The organism is Novipirellula herctigrandis (genome assembly GCA_007859835.1).
Taxonomy (GTDB): domain Bacteria; phylum Planctomycetota; class Planctomycetia; order Pirellulales; family Pirellulaceae; genus Novipirellula_A; species Novipirellula_A herctigrandis.
Genome location: SJPJ01000001.1, coordinates 3,743,787 through 3,763,049, shown reverse-complemented (window position 1 = coordinate 3,763,049; position 19,263 = coordinate 3,743,787). Strand labels below are relative to the sequence as shown.

General features: G+C 53.0%; 10 protein-coding genes. 8 read left to right on the top strand and 2 right to left on the bottom strand.

What is annotated here, in order from left to right; genetic code table 11:
• Positions 1-39: 39 nt before the first annotated feature.
• A complete protein-coding gene (locus tag CA13_RS13750) occupies positions 40-1,374 on the bottom strand; it encodes a FecR domain-containing protein (RefSeq protein ID WP_419194319.1) in 1,335 nt (444 codons plus the stop codon).
• Positions 1,371-1,934, bottom strand: a complete 564-nt coding sequence (locus tag CA13_RS13745) for a sigma-70 family RNA polymerase sigma factor (RefSeq protein WP_146397531.1) — start codon at positions 1,932-1,934, stop codon at positions 1,371-1,373. The genes CA13_RS13750 and CA13_RS13745 overlap by 4 nt, the downstream gene beginning before the upstream one ends.
• A 1,319-nt stretch (positions 1,935-3,253) precedes the next feature.
• Here CA13_RS13745 and CA13_RS13740 point away from each other — a divergent pair.
• The 8 genes from CA13_RS13740 (at position 3,254) to CA13_RS35095 (ending at position 19,262) form a co-directional block, all read left to right on the top strand.
• Positions 3,254-4,765, top strand: coding sequence for a sulfatase family protein (locus tag CA13_RS13740; RefSeq protein ID WP_146397529.1), 1,512 nt, complete (start codon positions 3,254-3,256; stop codon positions 4,763-4,765).
• A 17-nt stretch (positions 4,766-4,782) separates the two neighbouring features.
• A complete protein-coding gene (locus CA13_RS13735; protein ID WP_146397527.1) occupies positions 4,783-7,155 on the top strand; it encodes a beta-agarase in 2,373 nt (790 codons plus the stop codon).
• A gap of 330 nt (positions 7,156-7,485) precedes the next feature.
• Positions 7,486-8,760, top strand: a complete 1,275-nt coding sequence (locus CA13_RS13730; protein ID WP_146397525.1) for a glycoside hydrolase family 117 protein — start codon at positions 7,486-7,488, stop codon at positions 8,758-8,760.
• A 128-nt stretch (positions 8,761-8,888) separates the two neighbouring features.
• The gene (locus tag CA13_RS13725) at positions 8,889-9,332 is read left to right on the top strand and encodes a transposase (RefSeq protein ID WP_146397523.1); all 444 of its coding nucleotides are present in this window, start codon (positions 8,889-8,891) and stop codon (positions 9,330-9,332) included.
• Positions 9,333-9,902: 570 nt separating this feature from the next.
• Positions 9,903-12,596 (top strand): glycosyl hydrolase, encoded by a 2,694-nt coding sequence (locus CA13_RS13720; protein WP_419194318.1) that lies wholly within the window; start codon positions 9,903-9,905, stop codon positions 12,594-12,596.
• Between the two features lie 432 nt (positions 12,597-13,028).
• A complete protein-coding gene (locus CA13_RS13715; RefSeq protein WP_146397518.1) occupies positions 13,029-13,766 on the top strand; it encodes a hypothetical protein in 738 nt (245 codons plus the stop codon).
• A gap of 1,338 nt (positions 13,767-15,104) precedes the next feature.
• Complete coding sequence (locus CA13_RS35100; RefSeq protein WP_419194317.1) at positions 15,105-18,362, top strand: endo-1,4-beta-xylanase; 3,258 nt, start codon at positions 15,105-15,107, stop codon at positions 18,360-18,362.
• A 105-nt stretch (positions 18,363-18,467) separates the two neighbouring features.
• A complete protein-coding gene (locus CA13_RS35095; protein ID WP_419194316.1) occupies positions 18,468-19,262 on the top strand; it encodes a hypothetical protein in 795 nt (264 codons plus the stop codon).
• The last annotated feature ends 1 nt before the right edge of the window (position 19,263 follow it).

Here is a 19,263-nt window from a genome sequence, read left to right as displayed (position 1 = left end):
CGTAAAAAAAATAGTATTCATCGGTGGTTTCTTCAGTTGTCACTCGTCAATTATGTCAAATTCGAGTGTAGGGCCAACGGCGGATGGATGCGAGTGCGAGGCGAATGTGTGAACCAGCACGCGTCCGTCACCGGGGATTTGCTTCGTTTCTCGAACGACGACAAACGTCAGTGGCCCATCACGATGACTGCGAACAAATTCCGCCAACTCGTTCGTTTCCAAAACGCATTCGCCTGACTTGCGACTGCGAGGAATCTTGAACTCTCCTACCAACACGCCGACGTCCGGCGAGGGTGTTTCGTCCCAGGTCGATCCGCGATCCCACGATGCTTGGGGGATATTCGGTACCGCGTAGACCTGGAACACGTTGATCGGGGGAAGGCGGTTGGCAAAACCTATCTCACTTTCCACTTGATTCAACCGCAGCCGAATCGCGACGGCCGACGCGATTTCGACGCCGGACGCATCAAACGAGAAGACGGCTTTGCGATCATACAGATTGTTCTTCCAGCTCGATTTCACCATCAGCAGTTGGCTCGCCCCTGCACTGGTACCACCCCGAACGAAGGTCGCCTCGTTGCCGTCCGTCCCGATCCGAAAACGGGGCTTCATCTGCTTTGTGTTTCCAGTGTACTCCGCCGTCGAGGCTTCGGAGATACCGAAGCAATCGACAAATACTGCTTCGTTGTCTTTCAACAAAACTCGTTTGCACTGGTTTGACATCCCAACCGAAATGCTGCCCTTGAGAACCTCGAATTCCGATGTCGCCTTTGCACCGTCCACGTTGACCGCAAAACTGGTTCCAAGGTCAATCGCGTCGCCCGAGGGCGTTGTGACAACAAAGCCAATCGCGGATTCGGACACTTCCAGGACCGCCGAACCATCGTGCAAGAAAGCTCGCATATCTGTTTGCAACTCAAGACGAGCCGGGGCTTCTAAAATCATCGTCGCACCCGAATCGAAACGCAGCGTTGCAATTCCGCTAATCAACTGCAATTCACCCGCGGGAAGCTCTGACCCTACGGATGTCGGCAGATCACTCACCCATGCGGCATCTTCGCTACTCACCAACGTCGCGACGCGAGCAGGTGGCGACGAGAACAAGATCCACCCTACAACCAACAGCAGCGATGCGGCAAGCGTAACGATCACAGGCCAACGGATTAGATGTTGTCCCCAACCGGTATTCGCAGAAATCGGTACATCCGCCTGGCGGAGACCGGCAACGTCTCGCAGGTTGCAGTCGAGAACCAATTGGTTCGCGAAGAGCTTTCTGAAATCGTCGTCGGCGCACAGTTTCTCGTTCAAATGTGCGACACCGTCTTTGTCAGTTTTGCCGAGCAAATACTGATGGATTGACTCTCGATCTTTCATAGTGCAAGTCCTTCGCCCGAACCGTCCGCCTTTAGATTCCGTTCCACACATTCGGACAACTTCGCGCGAAGCCGGCCGAGTTGTTTGTAGAGTGCGTTGGCCGACTTGCCGACCCTCGCAGCGATGTCCTGGACTTCGATCCCATCACGGTACGGCGCCAAAACGAGGTCTCGTTGTTGCATTGATAGTTTTCCAAGGCAACCTTGCAGGACATAGAGGTTAGCTTCGTATCGATCGCGATCCACCGAGTCGATCTCCACGGCGAGCAACCTGACGGCTTCCTCCGACAACACCAAACGACTTCGACGCGAGGAATTGATCGTGGAATGGCACTTCAAACGCACGATGACTCTGGCCCAGGGCAAAAAACCGTCGGCGTTTTCAAGTTGACCGATCTTCTCCCACATGGTCACGCCCGCTTCCTGCAACACGTCATCGACGGCCATCCAGTCTGCCAGCATCGACCGCGCGACGCAGCGCAACACCGGCTCATGCTGGACAAACAGCCGCATGAACTGCGTTTCGTCAAGTTTTTCGTCGCCGGAAACCTTGTTCGTCATGATTATCAATGCCTCGAAAATTACCCACCTGCCGCATCATTCTGAATTTATCCAACAAACCGCGACAAGTCACTGTGTTGGCAAGCATTTAGGCTAATGACCGCTCAAGTAATTGAACCCTAAATGCTATTGAACCCTAAATGAGTGTCATCGGAAATTGAACGTCATCGGAGTTCGGGACGGGATATCATGACTACAAGCCTCGTAACTCTCGCTTGCTGGACCGACGCAGATTTTTGCATCCGCTTCGCCCGCGGAGCCGGGATAAACAAGATTCCCCAACGCCAATCTGCAAACAGTAGCTTGGTGGGGAACGTGTCTATCCGCCGACCGTCCGTCGTCGTCAAGACGAGGTTCGGCAGCGATTGCGAGTGTCCGGTCCTGCGGCAATTGCAATGAGTGCCGACGCAAACCAAGACTCGGAAATTCGCTGCAAAACGGATGCGTTACTGGATATCAGACACTCGTACTCGTGTTCGTTAAGATACCCCACGCGAGGCAGACTAGAACAAGCAAATGCGATAAAAAGCTTTGCGTTTGCGACATCCACGGAGTCGATCGCTTTTCTGATTCGACCATGTTACCGGGCTCGTGCGTCCAAGCGGTAGCGTAGCGGCGTCCGATTCGTTTCCGTTTTGAATTCCGTTGCTATGAATTAAAGACCTTCAATCGCCAAGGCTTCGGTGGATCTTTCGTGTCATGCTCTCGAGGAGGGCGAATCGAGAAGGGCGAATCGAACACATTACAAGCCGATATGCCCAGAAGGTGAAAGAGTTGGGTGTTGAGGACAATCCCATCTTCTGTATTCGCCGGATTGCGGAACGTTGGGCTGTGGAAAAACGAAGGTGATCCAGCAACACGGGATCGATGTTCCGATGATCGGCTATGCCCCGGGTATGGCCATCAACGGCGAACAGGATGTTCTTGTCCCTTTAAACGAGATGCTGCCTATCATTAGCTGATATTTTGGGAGTTCGGATTCCTGCGAATGACAAACAGGATGGCGAAAGCCTCTGGCCTTACCTGACCTCCGCTAGACATGGCCATCGTAACTGGCTTTTCTCATATCGCCATGAAAACCGAATGATTCGCAGAGAACTTGTGATGCATGATGGCGACGGAATAGGGTGGGGTGTTAGAATACTTCCGAAAGACAACACACGTATTCCGCAGATGTCCAATTGGGGTCAGGTATTCGAACGCACCGGGATGCGCGTAAAAAAGCTCAGAAAGCTTTTCCCCAAATTTGACCTCGATGAAACAGAACATGACGCTCCCGCTCTTGCATAACAATCGATGCGTAACTCAAGATAAAAATCATGAAAACTCTCCTACCGATCCTTCTTTTCGCCGTGCTGCTCGTTGGATCAGTTGGCGCCGCTGAAAAGCCGAACATCGTCTTCATTTTGGCTGATGACCTTGGTCTGGGTGATGTCAGCTTCCATGCCCGCAACATCCTGCGAAAAGAACCTCTGTTTGAGACGCCGACGATTGATGCGCTGGCATCTCAGGGTCTCTGGTTCACCGATGGCCACTCAGCAACAGCCTTGTGCGCTCCGACACGCTATGCGGTCATGAGCGGCAATAACAACTATCGTTCCTACGCGCCGGCAGGTGTCTGGAGCACCTTCGCCCCAACAGCCTTCAAGCCCGGCGAGCTGACGCTCGGCACCGTCGTTCGTGACGCTGGCTACAGCACGGGTTTCATCGGCAAGTGGCACTTGGGTGGCGACTTTTATGTTCCGGGTACAAAAGAGATCTACCGGGGACCGAAAGCCGGCGACCTGACTGGCAAAGTGGATGTGACCCGTTGGATCGACAGCGGCCCGAAATATTGCGGATTCGACTATGACTTCACGACACCTTGTGGCATTCAGGGGCCTTTGTATCTGTTCTATGAAAATCAAAAGTGGTTCCCGTGGGCAGAAGATTCCGAGATTGTGTTTTTCAACAAACAGAACGCCAAGAACCCCAAGGATGTCAGCGACAAGGGGCCGGGGCCGGGAGATTCCAATTGGAACACGCGTGAGGTAGGCAAGATTCTTTCGGCCAAGGCGGTGGACTTCATTCAAACTAGCGCAAAGAAAGACGAGCCGTTCTTCCTCTACTACTGCAGCCCGATGGTGCATCTACCACACTGTCCGACCGATGAATTCGACGGCCGGAAAATCAAAGGCAGCACGGTCTCGCCACACCTAGATATGACCGCGGACCTCGATATGCAGGTTAAACGTATCGTGGATGCTCTGAAGGCCACCGGTGAGTTTGAAAACACCCTTATCGTTTTCTCTTCCGATAACGGCGGGCTGAGGGACGGAAAGGCAACAAAGGAAATCGGATACCAACCAGGCGGCGGGTGGAACGGTTCGAAGAACTCGCCGTTGGAGGGCGGGCACCGCGTCCCAACCTTTGCGGTTTGGCCCGGGCACATTCAACCGAGCACCAGTGGCGAGCTGGTCGTCAACCAGGATATGGTCGCAACATTTGCCGCGCTCGTGGGTGCGGAAATCCCAGCGGGACAGGCACAGGATTCGAACAATCTGCTGCCACTCTTTACGGGGCAGGGCAAGTTCCAGCCGCGAGAATACTGGGTCAATCAAGCCGGCGCGAATCAGGAACTGATGCTGCGTGAGATGCCTTGGAAACTGATCATCCAAAGTAATTTCAAACGCACCAGCTTCGAGCCGAAGACCCTTTTTAATCTCGAAAGCGATCCACAGGAACAGCAGAACCTGCTCAAGAATCCAGAATATGCCGAGCGTGTAAAGCAGATGTTTGCACAGTACATGGATATCGTGCAATCGGGCCGACCGACCGCTCCAAAAAACTAACTGATGAGGAACTTGTTATGAACAACAATGCGAAATTCTCTTTGTTGATCGCGTTGGTCTCGATTGTGAGCCATACGTCCAATCTGACTGCACAGCAACTGAGCCAAGAGGGTCAGAATAGAAAGGCGATCCACGACTTCCTGTTCGACTCGTTTCTGCAAGGGCGCCAAACCGTCTACACCGGCACGGGCCGTGATCGTGGCCTGAAAGAATTGACGGTTCTGGCCCAGACACATGAGATCGGCGACGGAGATGAGATTCTGCTTCCCGAGGGAGCCGAGCGTATCGCCGAACTGTTCCGACACTTTGCGTTTCATGGAGCAGACCTGCATCGAGTCGCCGAAGTCCGCATTTTTCCTTTCTCTCCTGATAAGGCTCCGCCGCGCAGCAAACAGGTCGAGGATTTCTATCGCGTTCAGATGCCTTCGATCGCACTGAGCGATGGTCCAATCGGGCGAATGAAAATGCGATTTTTGATGAAAGAGAAAGGCGACGTCTGCCGAGTCGACGATCTCGTCTTCATTGCTCAAAAGGCGATTCCACCAGAGTTCGATACGATTCCGTACCGCGACCTCGGATCGGAGTTTCCACGTGAGCGTGTCGAAATTCACATCGATACCGATCATGAACTCTCGATCGGTGGAACAAGTAAGCTTCTGCGGGATCGTTGGTTTCGGATGCACGAAACACCCGGCACGGTCGATAAATCATTCGAAAACTGGGCGGCCGAGCGAGGTTTCCTCACCGGGCGTGGGGCCTTCAAATTCCATCCCGGTTTGACGGCCGGGTGGGGCGGAAACGCGAAACTGAAGGAACGTGAAGACAAACCCGGCGCAGCTGATCTGACGCTCTTTGATAACTTCGACGCCGGCACGCGGCTCCGCGAAGCGATCCCCTTGTTTCAAGAAAAACCGTTCGCGTGTTGCTTCAACGATTGGCCCGAATTCATGTCGGTGCCGCTGGTCGGCCGAGGCACGCCGCGGCCCGAGCACTTTGATGATGCCGCGGAACTCGCCGCCGCCTATGTCGCTGAACAAATCAAAGACGCTGGATACTCGGCTAAGTGGTGGGAGGTAAAAAACGAGAGCAGCGTTCAATCGGAGTGGGCTCACCATTGGCAAGAAGGCAAGGGCATCGATGGCTGGGGGCTGCTTGCTGATTTCCATAACCGCGTCGCTGATGCTGTGCATCGCCGTGCTCCGGACACCGAAGTCGGCGGCCCTTCCTCTGCTTACATGCAGGTTCAAGTGAAAGACTTTGCACTCTACCGAAACCAGGCTCGTTTCATCGAAGAAACACGCGGGCATATCGATTTCTTTTCTCACCATTTTTACGAGAACGCATTGATGCTCGGCGCTCATGAACGCCGCGGTATGGGCTATTCCAACTATCTACTCGGTCGATACGAGGCGATCCTCGATATGCTGCGAGCCCACATGCATAAAGTCGACAACGTCCTGCCGATCCTAATCACTGAATGTGGGTCGCTACAGAACGGACGAAAGCCGTCTGACAACTGGTTGCGAATGTATGCTTGGAACGCATACCTGAACAAATCGATGCAGCGGCCGGATCAGATCGAACTGTTCGTGCCCTTCATCTTTCTACATATGTCGTGGAACCCGAACAGCGGCGATGCCGCGTTCAAACCCAAGTCCGACCGCGAACGTCATAAGACGATCGAAGATTTTGACCGCACCACGGTCTCCCATTACCTTGATCTGTGGAGTGACTTCGACGGCAATCGTCTACCAGTCGCGTTCGACCGCGATTGGTTGGACATTGTTGCAGTGCATGATGGAAAGCGGATCTCATTGGCCGTGACCAATATGGGCGGTCGACAACTTGCTCTCGACCTGTCCGGCGTCGCTAAAAGGGTCGGCGCAACTTCGGCAATCCAGACGCGTTTGAACTATCACAAGGGCGAAGTCGTCTTCGAAGCAGATCGTACCGTTGACGCGGCTGCGGTTCCCGTTGATGTGAATGAAACAACGGTGATTCGACTGATCATGGACACCCCGCTGGTTCCATCCGATACGCTTGAACTCGATCGATGGTACGCAAGCGAAACAGCGATCAAGAGTGATGGCAAACCAGTATCTTTCGATGTCAAAGTGGATGCACCCGAAACCGTTAAGCGAGCCCGACTGGTCGTTGGCGTCCACCGTGGCGGAGGCGTGACAGAACCTCTGGTCGTGAATCTCAACGGAACCACGCTCAATGTCGACACCGGTGATGCGAGTGAATTCTCTGAGTTCTTTGCACCGTTGGATGCCGACATCGATGCTTCGTTGGTTCAAGCAAACAACAAGATAGATGTCATCGCCCAAAGCGGAACAACGATCACGTCCGTTCAAATCGTAACGCACGGCAAAACGGATCCGAAATAGAAGCCACGTAAACGATGTTGCTTCCGCAATCCCAGAAAACCAGCGGCTTGCGATTTCAAGTCTGGGGAAACCTATACCTTGATTGTGTCCAGGCGTTCGAACCGTTTCAACCTTGATCGGATTGTCCTTAATCATGAATCAGTGAGTGTGAACAACGAATCGTTGGCGATGCTCACTGAGTCCATTACGAATGCGGACGGTATGATCGATCCGCACGCGCAGCCGACGTCGCCGTAGAACGGAATCTCACGATCTGTCAATGGATCGATTCGTCATCGCGAAAAAGAAAATATTGCCCCCATTTCCCTCCATTCTCCTAGAATTTAACGCATGAAAAACCTACTCTATCTGGTCGTGTGTCTGGTCACGACAATCTGCCAAAGCTCAGAATGCACTGCGCAAGAGGCTTTCCCTTTCCTGATTCCCGCCGAGAAGCCGGACCGGCCATTGAGTGCCGCCGTGGAGCGAAACTACAACGCTTACACGTCGATCCGTCCGGAGCAAAATGAACTTTATACACAGTTCAAATACACCAAACTTAAGGGTTTTGATTACAACGGTGGCGATGGCACGGTAACCCGCCGAGACCCGTCAAAGGTGATCTTCGCCAATGGCAAATACTACGTTTGGTACACCTGTCGCAAAACGCCCGTTAAGCCCGTGGGAATGGCGCGAGCCGCAGAGGCAACCGATGTCATCCCTTCATCTGATTGGGACTTGGCGGACATCTGTTACGCCACATCAAAGGATGGTTTTACATGGGCAGAACAGGGCGTCGCTGTACCTCGTCCCCCCAAACCCAATCCTGGTTGGCGATCGGTGACAACCACAGACATTCTAGTTTGGAAAGGAAAATACTACCTGTACTACCAAGCCTTCATGGAAGCCAGCGGAACCAGAGGAGACTTCTGCCCAGTGGCCGTTTCCTATGCTGATTCTCCGGATGGACCATGGACTGCGGCCAATCAAGTCGTCATCCCCAATGGCGCCGAAGGTGAATGGGATCAATATTCGATTCATGATCCGTATCCTCTCGTCCACGACGGAAAGATCTACCTTTATTACAAGTCGGATTTTGATAAACGCCCCGAGCTGAATCCATCGAAGATCCGCATGCAAGGTCTAGCGATTGCGGACAATCCTCTGGGGCCATTCAAAAAGCACTCGCTGAATCCAGTGATCAATTCTGGACACGAGACCACGTTGTTCCCATTCAAAAAAGGAGTGGCAGCACTCGTGATCCGAGACGGCATGGAACGCAACACGATTCAATATGCCGAGGATTGGGTGAACTTCAAGATTGCCTCAATTGTCGAGTTAATGCCTGATGCCGGTGGCCCGTTTGTTCCGGATGCATTTACGGACACCAAACAAGGAAAAGGCATCACCTGGGGTTTGTCCCACTTCACGAATGCATCAGGAGACTGGAATAGGAACCATTCCATACTGACCCGATTTGACTGTGACCTAAGCCAGGATATTGTTGACCCGCAGATGAAAGGGCATCACCTCCAACATTCTCCAGAGTTCCATTACAAACATGGACTGAGCGGGAAGCAGCGAGAACGCATCACAAGGGAAACGGCTGCGTTAAAAAGCGATTGAGAGATCAAGACGACCATCTTCTACCTCGTGCGTTAGATCATGTGGCTGAGATAAAGCACCTAGAGGAATCGTTGGTCCATCACGGTTTAGTGTGGGGCTGCTAGAATTGTCCGTCACGGAGAACTGCCATGCAAGAGAAAGATTTTTGCCAACAGATCCTCGGCCTGGAGTCATCCTGGTTTGTTGCTGAAGTAGAGGATCGATACCGTCAAGCAGCAACGGGCGATGCCACGACTCGGAATCGACGAGAAGTCATTTGTCAAAGGGCAGAGCTACTTCGGGAGCTTTGGCACCACGAGACGGTCGCTCAGGCAAAGGCCTATTTCGACGCTTGGTACCGCAGTGTGATTCACACCAAACTTGCTCCGATGAAGAAGTTCGCTCGGACCATCAATGAGCGACTGTCCAACGTGGTCAGCTACTGCACTCATGGATTTACCAACGCGTTGGCCGAGGGAATCAACAGCAAGATACAGTCCGTCAAGCGACGCGTCGGTGGCTATCGCAACAAAGATAACTACAAAACAGCGATCTGTTTTTACTTCGGTGGACTGGATTTACACCCACACTAAACCGTGACGGACCTAGGCCTGACCCATTTGGTGTCTGCTGACCCATTTGATTTCGAGGCTAGGCCTCAAGGCTAGGCCTCAAGGCTAGGCCTCAAGGCTGGGCTAACTTACTGCAACGCTCGAACGCAATTCAACGCAGATTGACGAAACAACGTCGTAAACGTACTAGGAAAGACGTTGAACGCCATATCATCATGCTTTTTACGAGCCCGTCGAGCAAAACCGTGGTACCCAACGTCTGGATTCTTCGCCTTTTTTAGGTAAACTAGGCTTCGTCTCAAACCGTCGGATTCATCCCCTTTGACCCGACGGCGCTAGATGCAGGCCTCCGTTTTGCAGCGTTTTTTTTCGCAAACGTCCGTGGCTCGCACCGTTGCCTCACGTTTTGAGACAAAGGCTGGTTGTTATCGTGGATCGGCAGTCAGCCTCTCATCACTCCTCGTTACCTAATCACAAGACAGAATCTCTAACACGCCGACACATCAGTGCGTTCAACTAACGATCTGGCATTTATTCGCCAGTCGAATCATCGTGGACCGGACGGCACCAATGCTAAGAAAGGCAAAACGCGTGACGAATTTTTCTATTTCGACACCTAGCATCATTGCGTTGTTGGTCGCACTTGCTTCCCCAGTGCAATTGGCGATGGGACAGACGCTGAGCGGATCAGCGGGGTCCCAAGATCAACGAGAAAACGCGGTCAATGTGGACTGGACTTACAACTGGGGAATCAATCCGAAACATGATGTGAGTCAGGCAAACTTCGAGTTTGTTCCGATGATCTGGAGCGCAACCACAGCAGGCAATGGATTGCAAACCCAGATTAACCAGGTGCTTGACCTGGAATCAAACTATGGAATCAAAGTCAATTACCTACTTGGATTCAACGAACCGGAACTCACTGACCAGGCCAACATGACGGTGCAGAAGGCGCTGGACAGTTGGGACGTGATAACCAATGCCTTCGAAAACACCGACATCAAACTGGTCAGCCCGGCCGTTTCGGGAACCAGTGCACGCGTTTTGGATGAATGGCTCTACCCTTTCATGGATGAGGTGGTAGCCCGCAACGCAGATGCTGACCCGACGAACGACCTGAAAGTTGACGCAATCGCTTACCACTTTTACACGCCCGCCTACAATCCGCAGGCCGAGGCGACCAAGCTACTCAATGCAATCGACACGATCTGGAACAAGTACCAATTGCCAATCTGGTTGACCGAATTCGCTGGAACGAGCTTCAGCTTGGACAACCCGGTTCACTCCGTCGAAGAACGAACCGCGTTCAATGCGGAGTTCCTGGAAACGCTGATCCCGGAATTTGAGTCCCGAGAATACCTGGAGAGGTACGCTTGGTGGCAATTCGGAGCGTTGGGTCAACCCTATTCGGCACTGTCTACGTCTTCTGGCGGAATATTCACCCCCACAGAACTGGGTGAAATCTATTCAGGAACAACGCTTCAATCGGGGCAAACACATGATTTTGCTGACGGTGATTCGCGACCTACTGACGTGCATTACCTCAAAGGCGGAACGCTGACAAATACAGGATCAGAATTATCAACAGCGCTGCGAGCGATAGATGCAATGGAGGGAGACAGCATTTTGGGGGGCACTTCCGATTTTGGCTTTGAAGTTGCCGAGGATGCATTTGTCCGGGTTCGTACGGGCGCGACGTTACGTAAACAAGGCACCAACACCATCACACTCGATGGCACGTTGGTGGAGAATAGTGGAAGTTTGCGAGTCGAGGCGGGGATGTTGCAGTTGCAGGGCGGAGTGTCCGTTGGTGGCACGGGGATGCTTCATGTTGATGGCGGCACGTTGAGCCTCGGGGCTGTCGGCGATGCAGCGGGCTCGCGAGTTGATCAGGCTTTGCAGCTTCATGGTGGAACCGTTCAAGCGAATTCACTGGCCAATGGTGGGCAAAACACCATCGCCGGTTCAACGACGCTGCAAGCGACGACCACCTTTTCGGGCGAGGGAAATCTGACCGCAACTGGCCAGATCGACGGCCAGGGAGGAATCACCAAGAATGGCTCCGGCTCGCTCTATCTGACCGGCGACAACAACTATCTTGGTACGACCAGCATCCAAGACGGAAAGCTGTTTGCCGTCAATGACTCCGGTTCGGCAACCGGAACCGGGGCCGTCAATGTCATGTCCACAGGAACCCTCGGTGGGTATGGTCGAGTTGGCGGTGCGGTAACCGTTCACGACGGAGGCGCCGTTGCCCCAGGCGTTTCCGTGGGCAATCGCGGTTCGATCACGCTGCCGGCATTCGAGGAGGGCGTTGTGGTGAATGCGCTCGATTTTAACTTCCAAGGTGTGCAAGATGACGCGCCGCTCACGCAAACTTCAACACTCAGCCCGGCCCTCGAATTGGTGTCGGGGCTCGATTTTGGTGCTGGATTGAGTCCCCGAGGCGCTGCAAATAATGGGAATGAATTCAATGTCATGGGATTTTCGACTGGGACCACTTGGGGTGATGCAGCCGCTGCCAATGACTATCTGACGTTTACGGTGGATCCTGTTCCAGGTCTTTCGATGTTGCTCGACGACGTAACCTTTGAATTACGTCGCAATGGGGCTGGAGCAGCGACTCACTACCGTATCTTCACCTCGATTGACGGATTTGATCAGTGGAATGCTGGGCTGAGTCCATTGACTCTCGCGCTCGACACATCCGATACATCAACCCAAATCTTCACCGCCTCGTATACCGGCGATGAAGCGGTTTCAGGTCCCGCCGAAGTGAGACTCTATGGTTGGAATGCGAGTAGCGGCTTTGGCAATACTCACATTTATGGTGCGTCACTAGACGCCAGCTTCATTGCGGACTCGGATTTCTTCGCCGTCGCACCCACAGGTGTACTCGAATTGGGCGGCGACTACACACAGTTGGACTTCGCTACGCTTGAACTTGAGTTTGCTGGAATGCCAAGTTCTGGACCCGACAATACCGATCATGACCAGCTATTGGTTCTCGGTGATGTGATGCTCGAAGGGATTTTGGATCTGTCATTTGTTGATGGATTCACCTGGACCACCGGACAAACTTTCGACATCATCACCGGAAACTCAATCTCAGGTGAATTTGACATTGTGATGGCGCCAGAGGGCGTTGAGGCGGTCGTGAGTTATCTTGATTCGGTCGTCCGTGTTGAATTTAGCGACGTGATTGCCGTACCTGAACCCAACTCGCTCGCTCTGATCCTCGCCTGTAGCACTTTCCTTTTCAGACGCAGGAAATCGAAAAGGTAACTGTTTTTACTTCGCAATCGAAAACGCGTCTAATACGGAGAACCTGCCTAGCGCAGGGTTGAATCAGGCGGAAAACCCGGACTTCCGTCGGATCCGCAACTTCAGCGCGTGGTTTTCGGGGCATCGTGATCTCCTTGGTTTGGAAAACACCGCAGGTGGAATTCAAGGAAAACCGAGGCAATTCGGCAGTTGTTTTATCGCCCGTATCAATCCCTTTCACCGATTTTCGCAGATTCTCGTCATGCCCAGACGCTCGCAAAACATGGGGTAATTGGGCTAATTGCTACGTTTGCGTCGTCGCGTACGATTGATTATACTAAACACACTTTACTAAGCCCAATGTTGAGTTGTTTTTGATTGCATCGTGATTCGAAGCTGTTAGCTCTCCCTTGGAACATCTGGCGCCCGCCTGCAATTTGATTAGGTATGAAAATGAGACCGATCAACCTGTTTACATGGATAGCTTTTACTGCTGTTCTGACTTTGACTTCAGCCGCCAATGCGGACGTTACGCTTACATTTGATTCGACGACCCAAGGTTTTGCCCTCGATGGCGGTGCTCCAACGGGCAGCACGGTTTCATGGGAGTCCGTCGACGGAGATGGAAAATTAAAATTGACAGCCCCCGGCGGCTGGGCTGGTTCGATGTCGAAACTAGACGCCACCGCTGCAGGCACTACATGGGGATTGCTTTCGCCTGAGATCAACACTGCGTTAACAAACGGCGGCACAATTTCATTCGATGTTCTGGTTCGACGCGATGACCAAACGTTAGTCGGTGATCAGTCGCCCAATTGGTTCCAGGTCGTCTTGATTTCACAAGGTGAATTCAGCGGTTATGATTCCGAGACACTTTCCTTTGACTTGTGGGATAGCCAATGGGAAACAGGTGGTCAGCTGGAAAATCCTGGCAGTTCCTTTACCGCGAATGTAAGCGTTCCTCTCGTCAGTGGCGTTGTGTCGGCGGGCGGCAACGGAGAGGCTCAATTCAATCTCTCCGACACATGGCGTAACTTCCATCTTGGGTTGAATAACGACGGTACCGGTGTTTCAAACGCTGTTGTCTACCTCGACAATTTCACAATATCCGCCAATGCCGTTCCTGAGCCAACGGGTCTCGGATTCCTGGCATTGACTGGCGTTGTAATTGCATCGCGTCGCCGCCGCTAGACCTGAGATTGACTTCAAAAGAATCTTGATGAAGCCGGTATTTGTTGCCGGCTTTTTTGTTTGAATGTTCTGAAATGTTAGGGGAATGGAGTGAGAGCCAACCAAATCTTGGGGGCTCTTTGAAAAAGCACGCTTGCGGCTTATTGCCTCGCGGCATCCCCCACGCAACCATCATTTGTCCTGCAGTGAAGACGCAGGTTATGTCAGCCGAGCGATTCGACTGACATCGCAATTGGGTTCTCGGGTCCGCACTCGCAACCTTGACCGTACTGAATGGCTTATTAATGCAACACTCGAGCGAGTAACGCGCCGACAATCGCTGCACCAATTTGTCGCGAACTCACATGGCGTGGTTCGTATCGCGAATCCACACTTGAATCGGCTCGCGTTACGCGTACGACCTAACCAGTACCCGACGGAATTGATGCCCCCGGAGGAGGGGGCAGGGAAACTGGCAATCTGAGCCTCGTCCCTCCCGCCCGGCAATAACGGATAGCGATAGCGTGCCAAGCCTCGATCTGTTATTTACCAACGAAGATCATACAAAACCGGCGGCACCGCAGAATGGCATTTGGTTCGATCCGGTATCTCAATTCCTAGATCTTCCGACTGGCCGAATGTTAGTCGTCCACGAATCTAGTTTCTTCGAAGAGCGATTTGAACTCTTGATGTATCTCCGGATGTTTCTCCGATAGTTCGTCACTTTCACTTGGGTCCTTGTCGATCTGGTACAGCTCCACGCGTGCATCGATCCCGTAGCGGACGGCTTTCCAAGGTCCGGCAGAGCATCCTTCAGCCGAAAAAGCCACCACCCCGCCAGGAAATAGCAGAGATAAAATGGCTCGTCCGGATAGTATTGTGAAAGAAAATCGGGGAATGCCCCCGAAAAACCGAAGGGGTTCGCCAGCGACCAGCCAACAAACCCACGGGCGTGAATTAATGCAGGAAGCGTCACAAGTCCCAATGCAAATGCCAGAACGTTGAAGCGAGCCAACGTTTTGCCGATACCATCAACCTTGCTGGATGATGAACGCAAAATCAACTCAGATAACACCGTTGCAATCAATGGTCCAATCGTAACGAAGATCAGCAAGTACCACAGGAACCAAAGATGCTCGAGGCTGAAGTAGCGAGAATACTCACCAAACAACCGATCAGCCCAGTACCGAGAAGGAATTTTTGGCGCTACAAACGGTGGTGCGAACGCTTGCTTGCCAAATCCGCTCGGCGTGGTTCAGGTCTATAATAACGCCTCACAGATTTCTGCCGTATACTCCTAGTTCCAAGTATGCTCTCTAAAAATCGCTTTTGATTAACACCAGACGAGAACCTGACGAAATGACGACGACGCACAATGCAGTGATGTGGTGGGTATTAGTACTCATTAGCTCTAATTTTCTATTACAAGCAGCGGAGACGACCAAGGCTTTTGATGACTCGTCCACCGGGACCGTCAACGAGCAAGTTCTCAATGACGCCTCATTGAAGAACACGGTCGGCTCGAGATTCAAGATCGGTGTGGGCGTTAGCCATCAAGTGATAGAAAATCCGGACGATGCCGCCCTAATCACACGGCACTTCGAGATTCTCACGCCGGAAAACTGCATGAAGCCGCAAGCCGTGCATCCGGGCGAAAATGTGTGGAACTTCGAGAACGCCGATCGTTTTGCCGATTTCACGCGAAAAAGAAAACTGGAGCTTGTCGGACACTGCCTCGTTTGGGCCAAGGACGATCGTACGGACCAGTGGATGATGCAGGAAGACGGAGAGCCCGTTTCTCGCGACATACTACTGCACCGGATTGAAACCCACGTCGACACAGTGGTTGGGCGTTATGCCGACGTTGCGACGATGTGGGACGTCGTGAACGAAGCTATCGGTGATAGCGACGGAGATCTCTTGCGGGACTCGATCTATTCCCGCACCACCGGCATGGACTTCATCGTCACTGCTTTCAAAGCTGCACATGCTAAGGACCCTGATGCGCTGCTGATCTACAACGACTATAACTGCCACAAACCGGGCAAGCGTGAAAAGTTGATCAAGCTGTTGACTGAGCTTAAGAAGAAGGGAGCGCCGGTCGATGCCTACGGCATGCAGGGTCACTTCGAACTGGGCGACGATTCGATTCCTCAACTTCGCGAAACGTTCGCCGAACTTCGCAAGCTTGGTATCAAGGTCGTGGTCTCCGAACTCGATATCGACGTGGTGAAACGAGGTCGTTGGTGGGCGGAGGATGGAAAATACCGCGAAGAGTTAGCTACCTACGACCCGTACAAAGACGGTCTTCCGGAAGACATTCAACGAAAGCTGACCCAGCAGTACGTGGAGATCTTTCAGCTCTTCAGCGAGAATAGCGACGTCATCGAGCGAGTCTCATTCTGGAACCTTCACGACGGCGAAAGTTGGCTCAACGACTTCCCATGGAAGCGGGTCAACTACCCGCTTCTATTCGATCGTGATCGCCAACCCAAGCCTGCGTTCTTTGCCGTCTGCGAAGCACTCAGCAACCGAAATGCGACGAGGAAAAAGCCATCGAAGACGCACGCTGCTTGGGAGCGTACCGATGAAATGTCACAACTCGCTCACGCTGAGTTGCTCAAGAAGACAAAACAGGGAACGGTCGATATTTACTTCCAGGGCGATTCGATAACACGGCGTTGGGGTGCGACTGACTATCCCAAATTGTTGGCACATTGGAAAAAGAGCTTCCACGGGTGGAATGCTGCCAACTTCGCGTGGGGCGGCGACAACACTCACCACATTCTATGGCGGATGCAAAACGGTGAACTCGACGGTGTTGCTCCAAAGGTGATCGTTCTTCAAGCTGGAGCCAACAATCTGCCGTGGACCGATGCAGGTACCCCCGGCCACGTGGACGATGTAACCGAAGGCATTCAGGCGATCATCGCCGAGTTCCGATCTCGGTTCCCAGAGACTCCCATCGTGATGACCGCAATGTTCCCTCGCGATCAGAACATAAAGCTAATAGACACCATTGACGCCATCAACAAACGTTTGGAAACCATCGCCACCGCTGACAAGACGATCCATTGGGTCAACATTAACAAGCATCTGCTTGGCGCCGATGGCAAATTGTTGCCACAGGTTTCGTCCGATGGCATACACCTAGAAGAACCGGGCTACGAACTCTGGGCTCAGGCCTTGCGGCCAATCTTTACGAAACTTCTCGGCCCGCCCGAAACAACCGATACGTCGCCTCCACCAACAGGCATCCCGAAGGCGAGTTCCGCCACATCCGATGACACCGGACTCAAACCGCCACTCAAACCGCGAGTGGTCGTATTGACAGACGTCTCCACTTGGGAAACCGACGACAGCGAGTCACTGGTGCGTTTGCTGGTGCATGCCGACATGATCGAAATCGAAGGTCTGGTTTTCACAACGGGTTGGAGCCTCGATAAAACACGCGATGACTTCATGGGCTTAATTCACAAAGCAACCGATGCTTACGAAAAGGATCTACCCAACCTTCGCAAGCGTTCCAACCAGCCAAAGCATCGGCAGGACGAGTCTCGACAAAATCTTGGATACTGGCCGAGTCCGCAGTACTTGCGAGAACGAACGATGTACGGCAGCAGGAAACGCGGCGCCGAACACATTGGCGAAGGAAACGATTCCCCTGGAAGCAATCTGATTATCAAACTCGCCGATGAAGACGACAACCGGCCGGTGTGGGTCACCGTCTGGGGAGGCGGCAATACGCTGGCCCAAGCAATTTGGCGAGTGAAGCAAGACCGCACAGCAGCGGAACTGAAAACGTTCCTCAAGAAGTTACGCGTCTACACCATCACCGACCAAGACCGAGGTCAAAAAACTCCGTTCAGCGATAGCTCTCATCAATGGCTGCGTAAAGAATTCGAGAGCGACCTGTTCTTTATCTGGGACGAGTGCGCATGGAAGTATCAGAACGGCACCGGCAAGAAAAATTGGACACAGTATGAATCGCACATCCAAAACCACGGCAACCTGGGCCGCGTCTATCCGAAATACAAGTACGGAGTCGAGGGTGATACGCCCGCAATCCTGCACGTGATGCCGACCGGCCTAAATAATCCTAGCGAACCAACTCAAGGCGGCTGGGGTGGATATTTTGCGTTTGGAACGGCCCCAGACCAGGAAACGTCATGCTTCACAAACCACCAGGGCGCACAGTACGAAACTTGTCGCGAGCTCGAAGACCACTTCTACGCGGCAACCTTCAATAACTTCGCCGCCCGGATGGACTGGGCCAAAGATGGAGCCGGAAACCGCAACCCGATCGCAGCTATCGACAACGACAAGACCCTGAAAATCCTCACAAGAAGCCCTAGGGAAGGCACGACGGTTAAACTCGACGCGTCCACGTCGCAAGATCCCGATGATGACAAAATGACGTTCAAGTGGTGGGTCCTGACCGCCGCCGGTACCTACACTCAGGAAATCAAAATCACCGGCAGTGACTCGAAAGTCGCCGCGATCGAAGTTCCGCCCGGTTCCGCCGGAAAGACCTTCCACGTGATTTGCGAAGTGACCGACGACGGTACGCACAACCTGACTAGCTATCGCAGAATCATCTTTGAACCGACGAAGTAACGTCCTGGTCTTTCCCTAAAGCGAAAGGCTGATTCACGGTCGAAATGGTCGGCGACATTGCTAGTTCTAGGTCAAAAACGGGCGTATTTGAAAGGTTCAACTCTCATGATTCGATACATCGCGGTATTCCTTGGTCTTCTCTCCAGCCTGTCGGTGTTCGCCAATTCTCCGATCAACCGTCGCGTGGTCGTACAGAGGCATTGTCCGGTCCTTGACGAGCACGATCCGCTGGCGCCGCTGACAGTCGGAAACGGAGAGCTGGCGTTTACTGCTGACATCACCGGACTGCAGACATTCCCGGAATCCTATCGCGATGGTATTCCGCTCAGCACGCAATCCAACTGGGGCTGGCATGCATTTCCGAATCCAAAGAATTTCGGGCTAGCCAGCGCGATGAAGGAATACGATGCTCAGGGGCGAAAGGTTGCCTACGCTTCCATAACCAGCAATGACGCAGGCAAGTGGCTGCGCGAAAATCCGCACCGCCTAGGACTTGGGCATGTTGGCTTCGTGCTGACAAAGGAAGACGGAACGCGCGCGACGATCGACGATTTGCAGTCGATGGAACAGAAACTCGACCTCTGGTCGGGCGTGCTTCACAGTCGCTTCGAGTTGGAGGGACAGTCCGTGGAAGTCACAACCGTCTGTCACCCGAATTCGGATCTGCTGGCGGTTCGCGTTGAGGCGCCCCTGATTCGCCTCGGGCGTCTGCAAGTGGCGTTTCAGTTCGCATACGGTTCAGGCCGTTTTGGGAAAGAACCAGAGGACTGGACTCGGCCCGACGCCCACGAAACGCAAGTCGTCGAGGAACGCGACGGAAGCATGCAACTGCTCCGTACGCTGGACGGCGATTCGCACTATGTACTGATCACGCATCCGACGTCCAGCCAAGCCAGCTAGA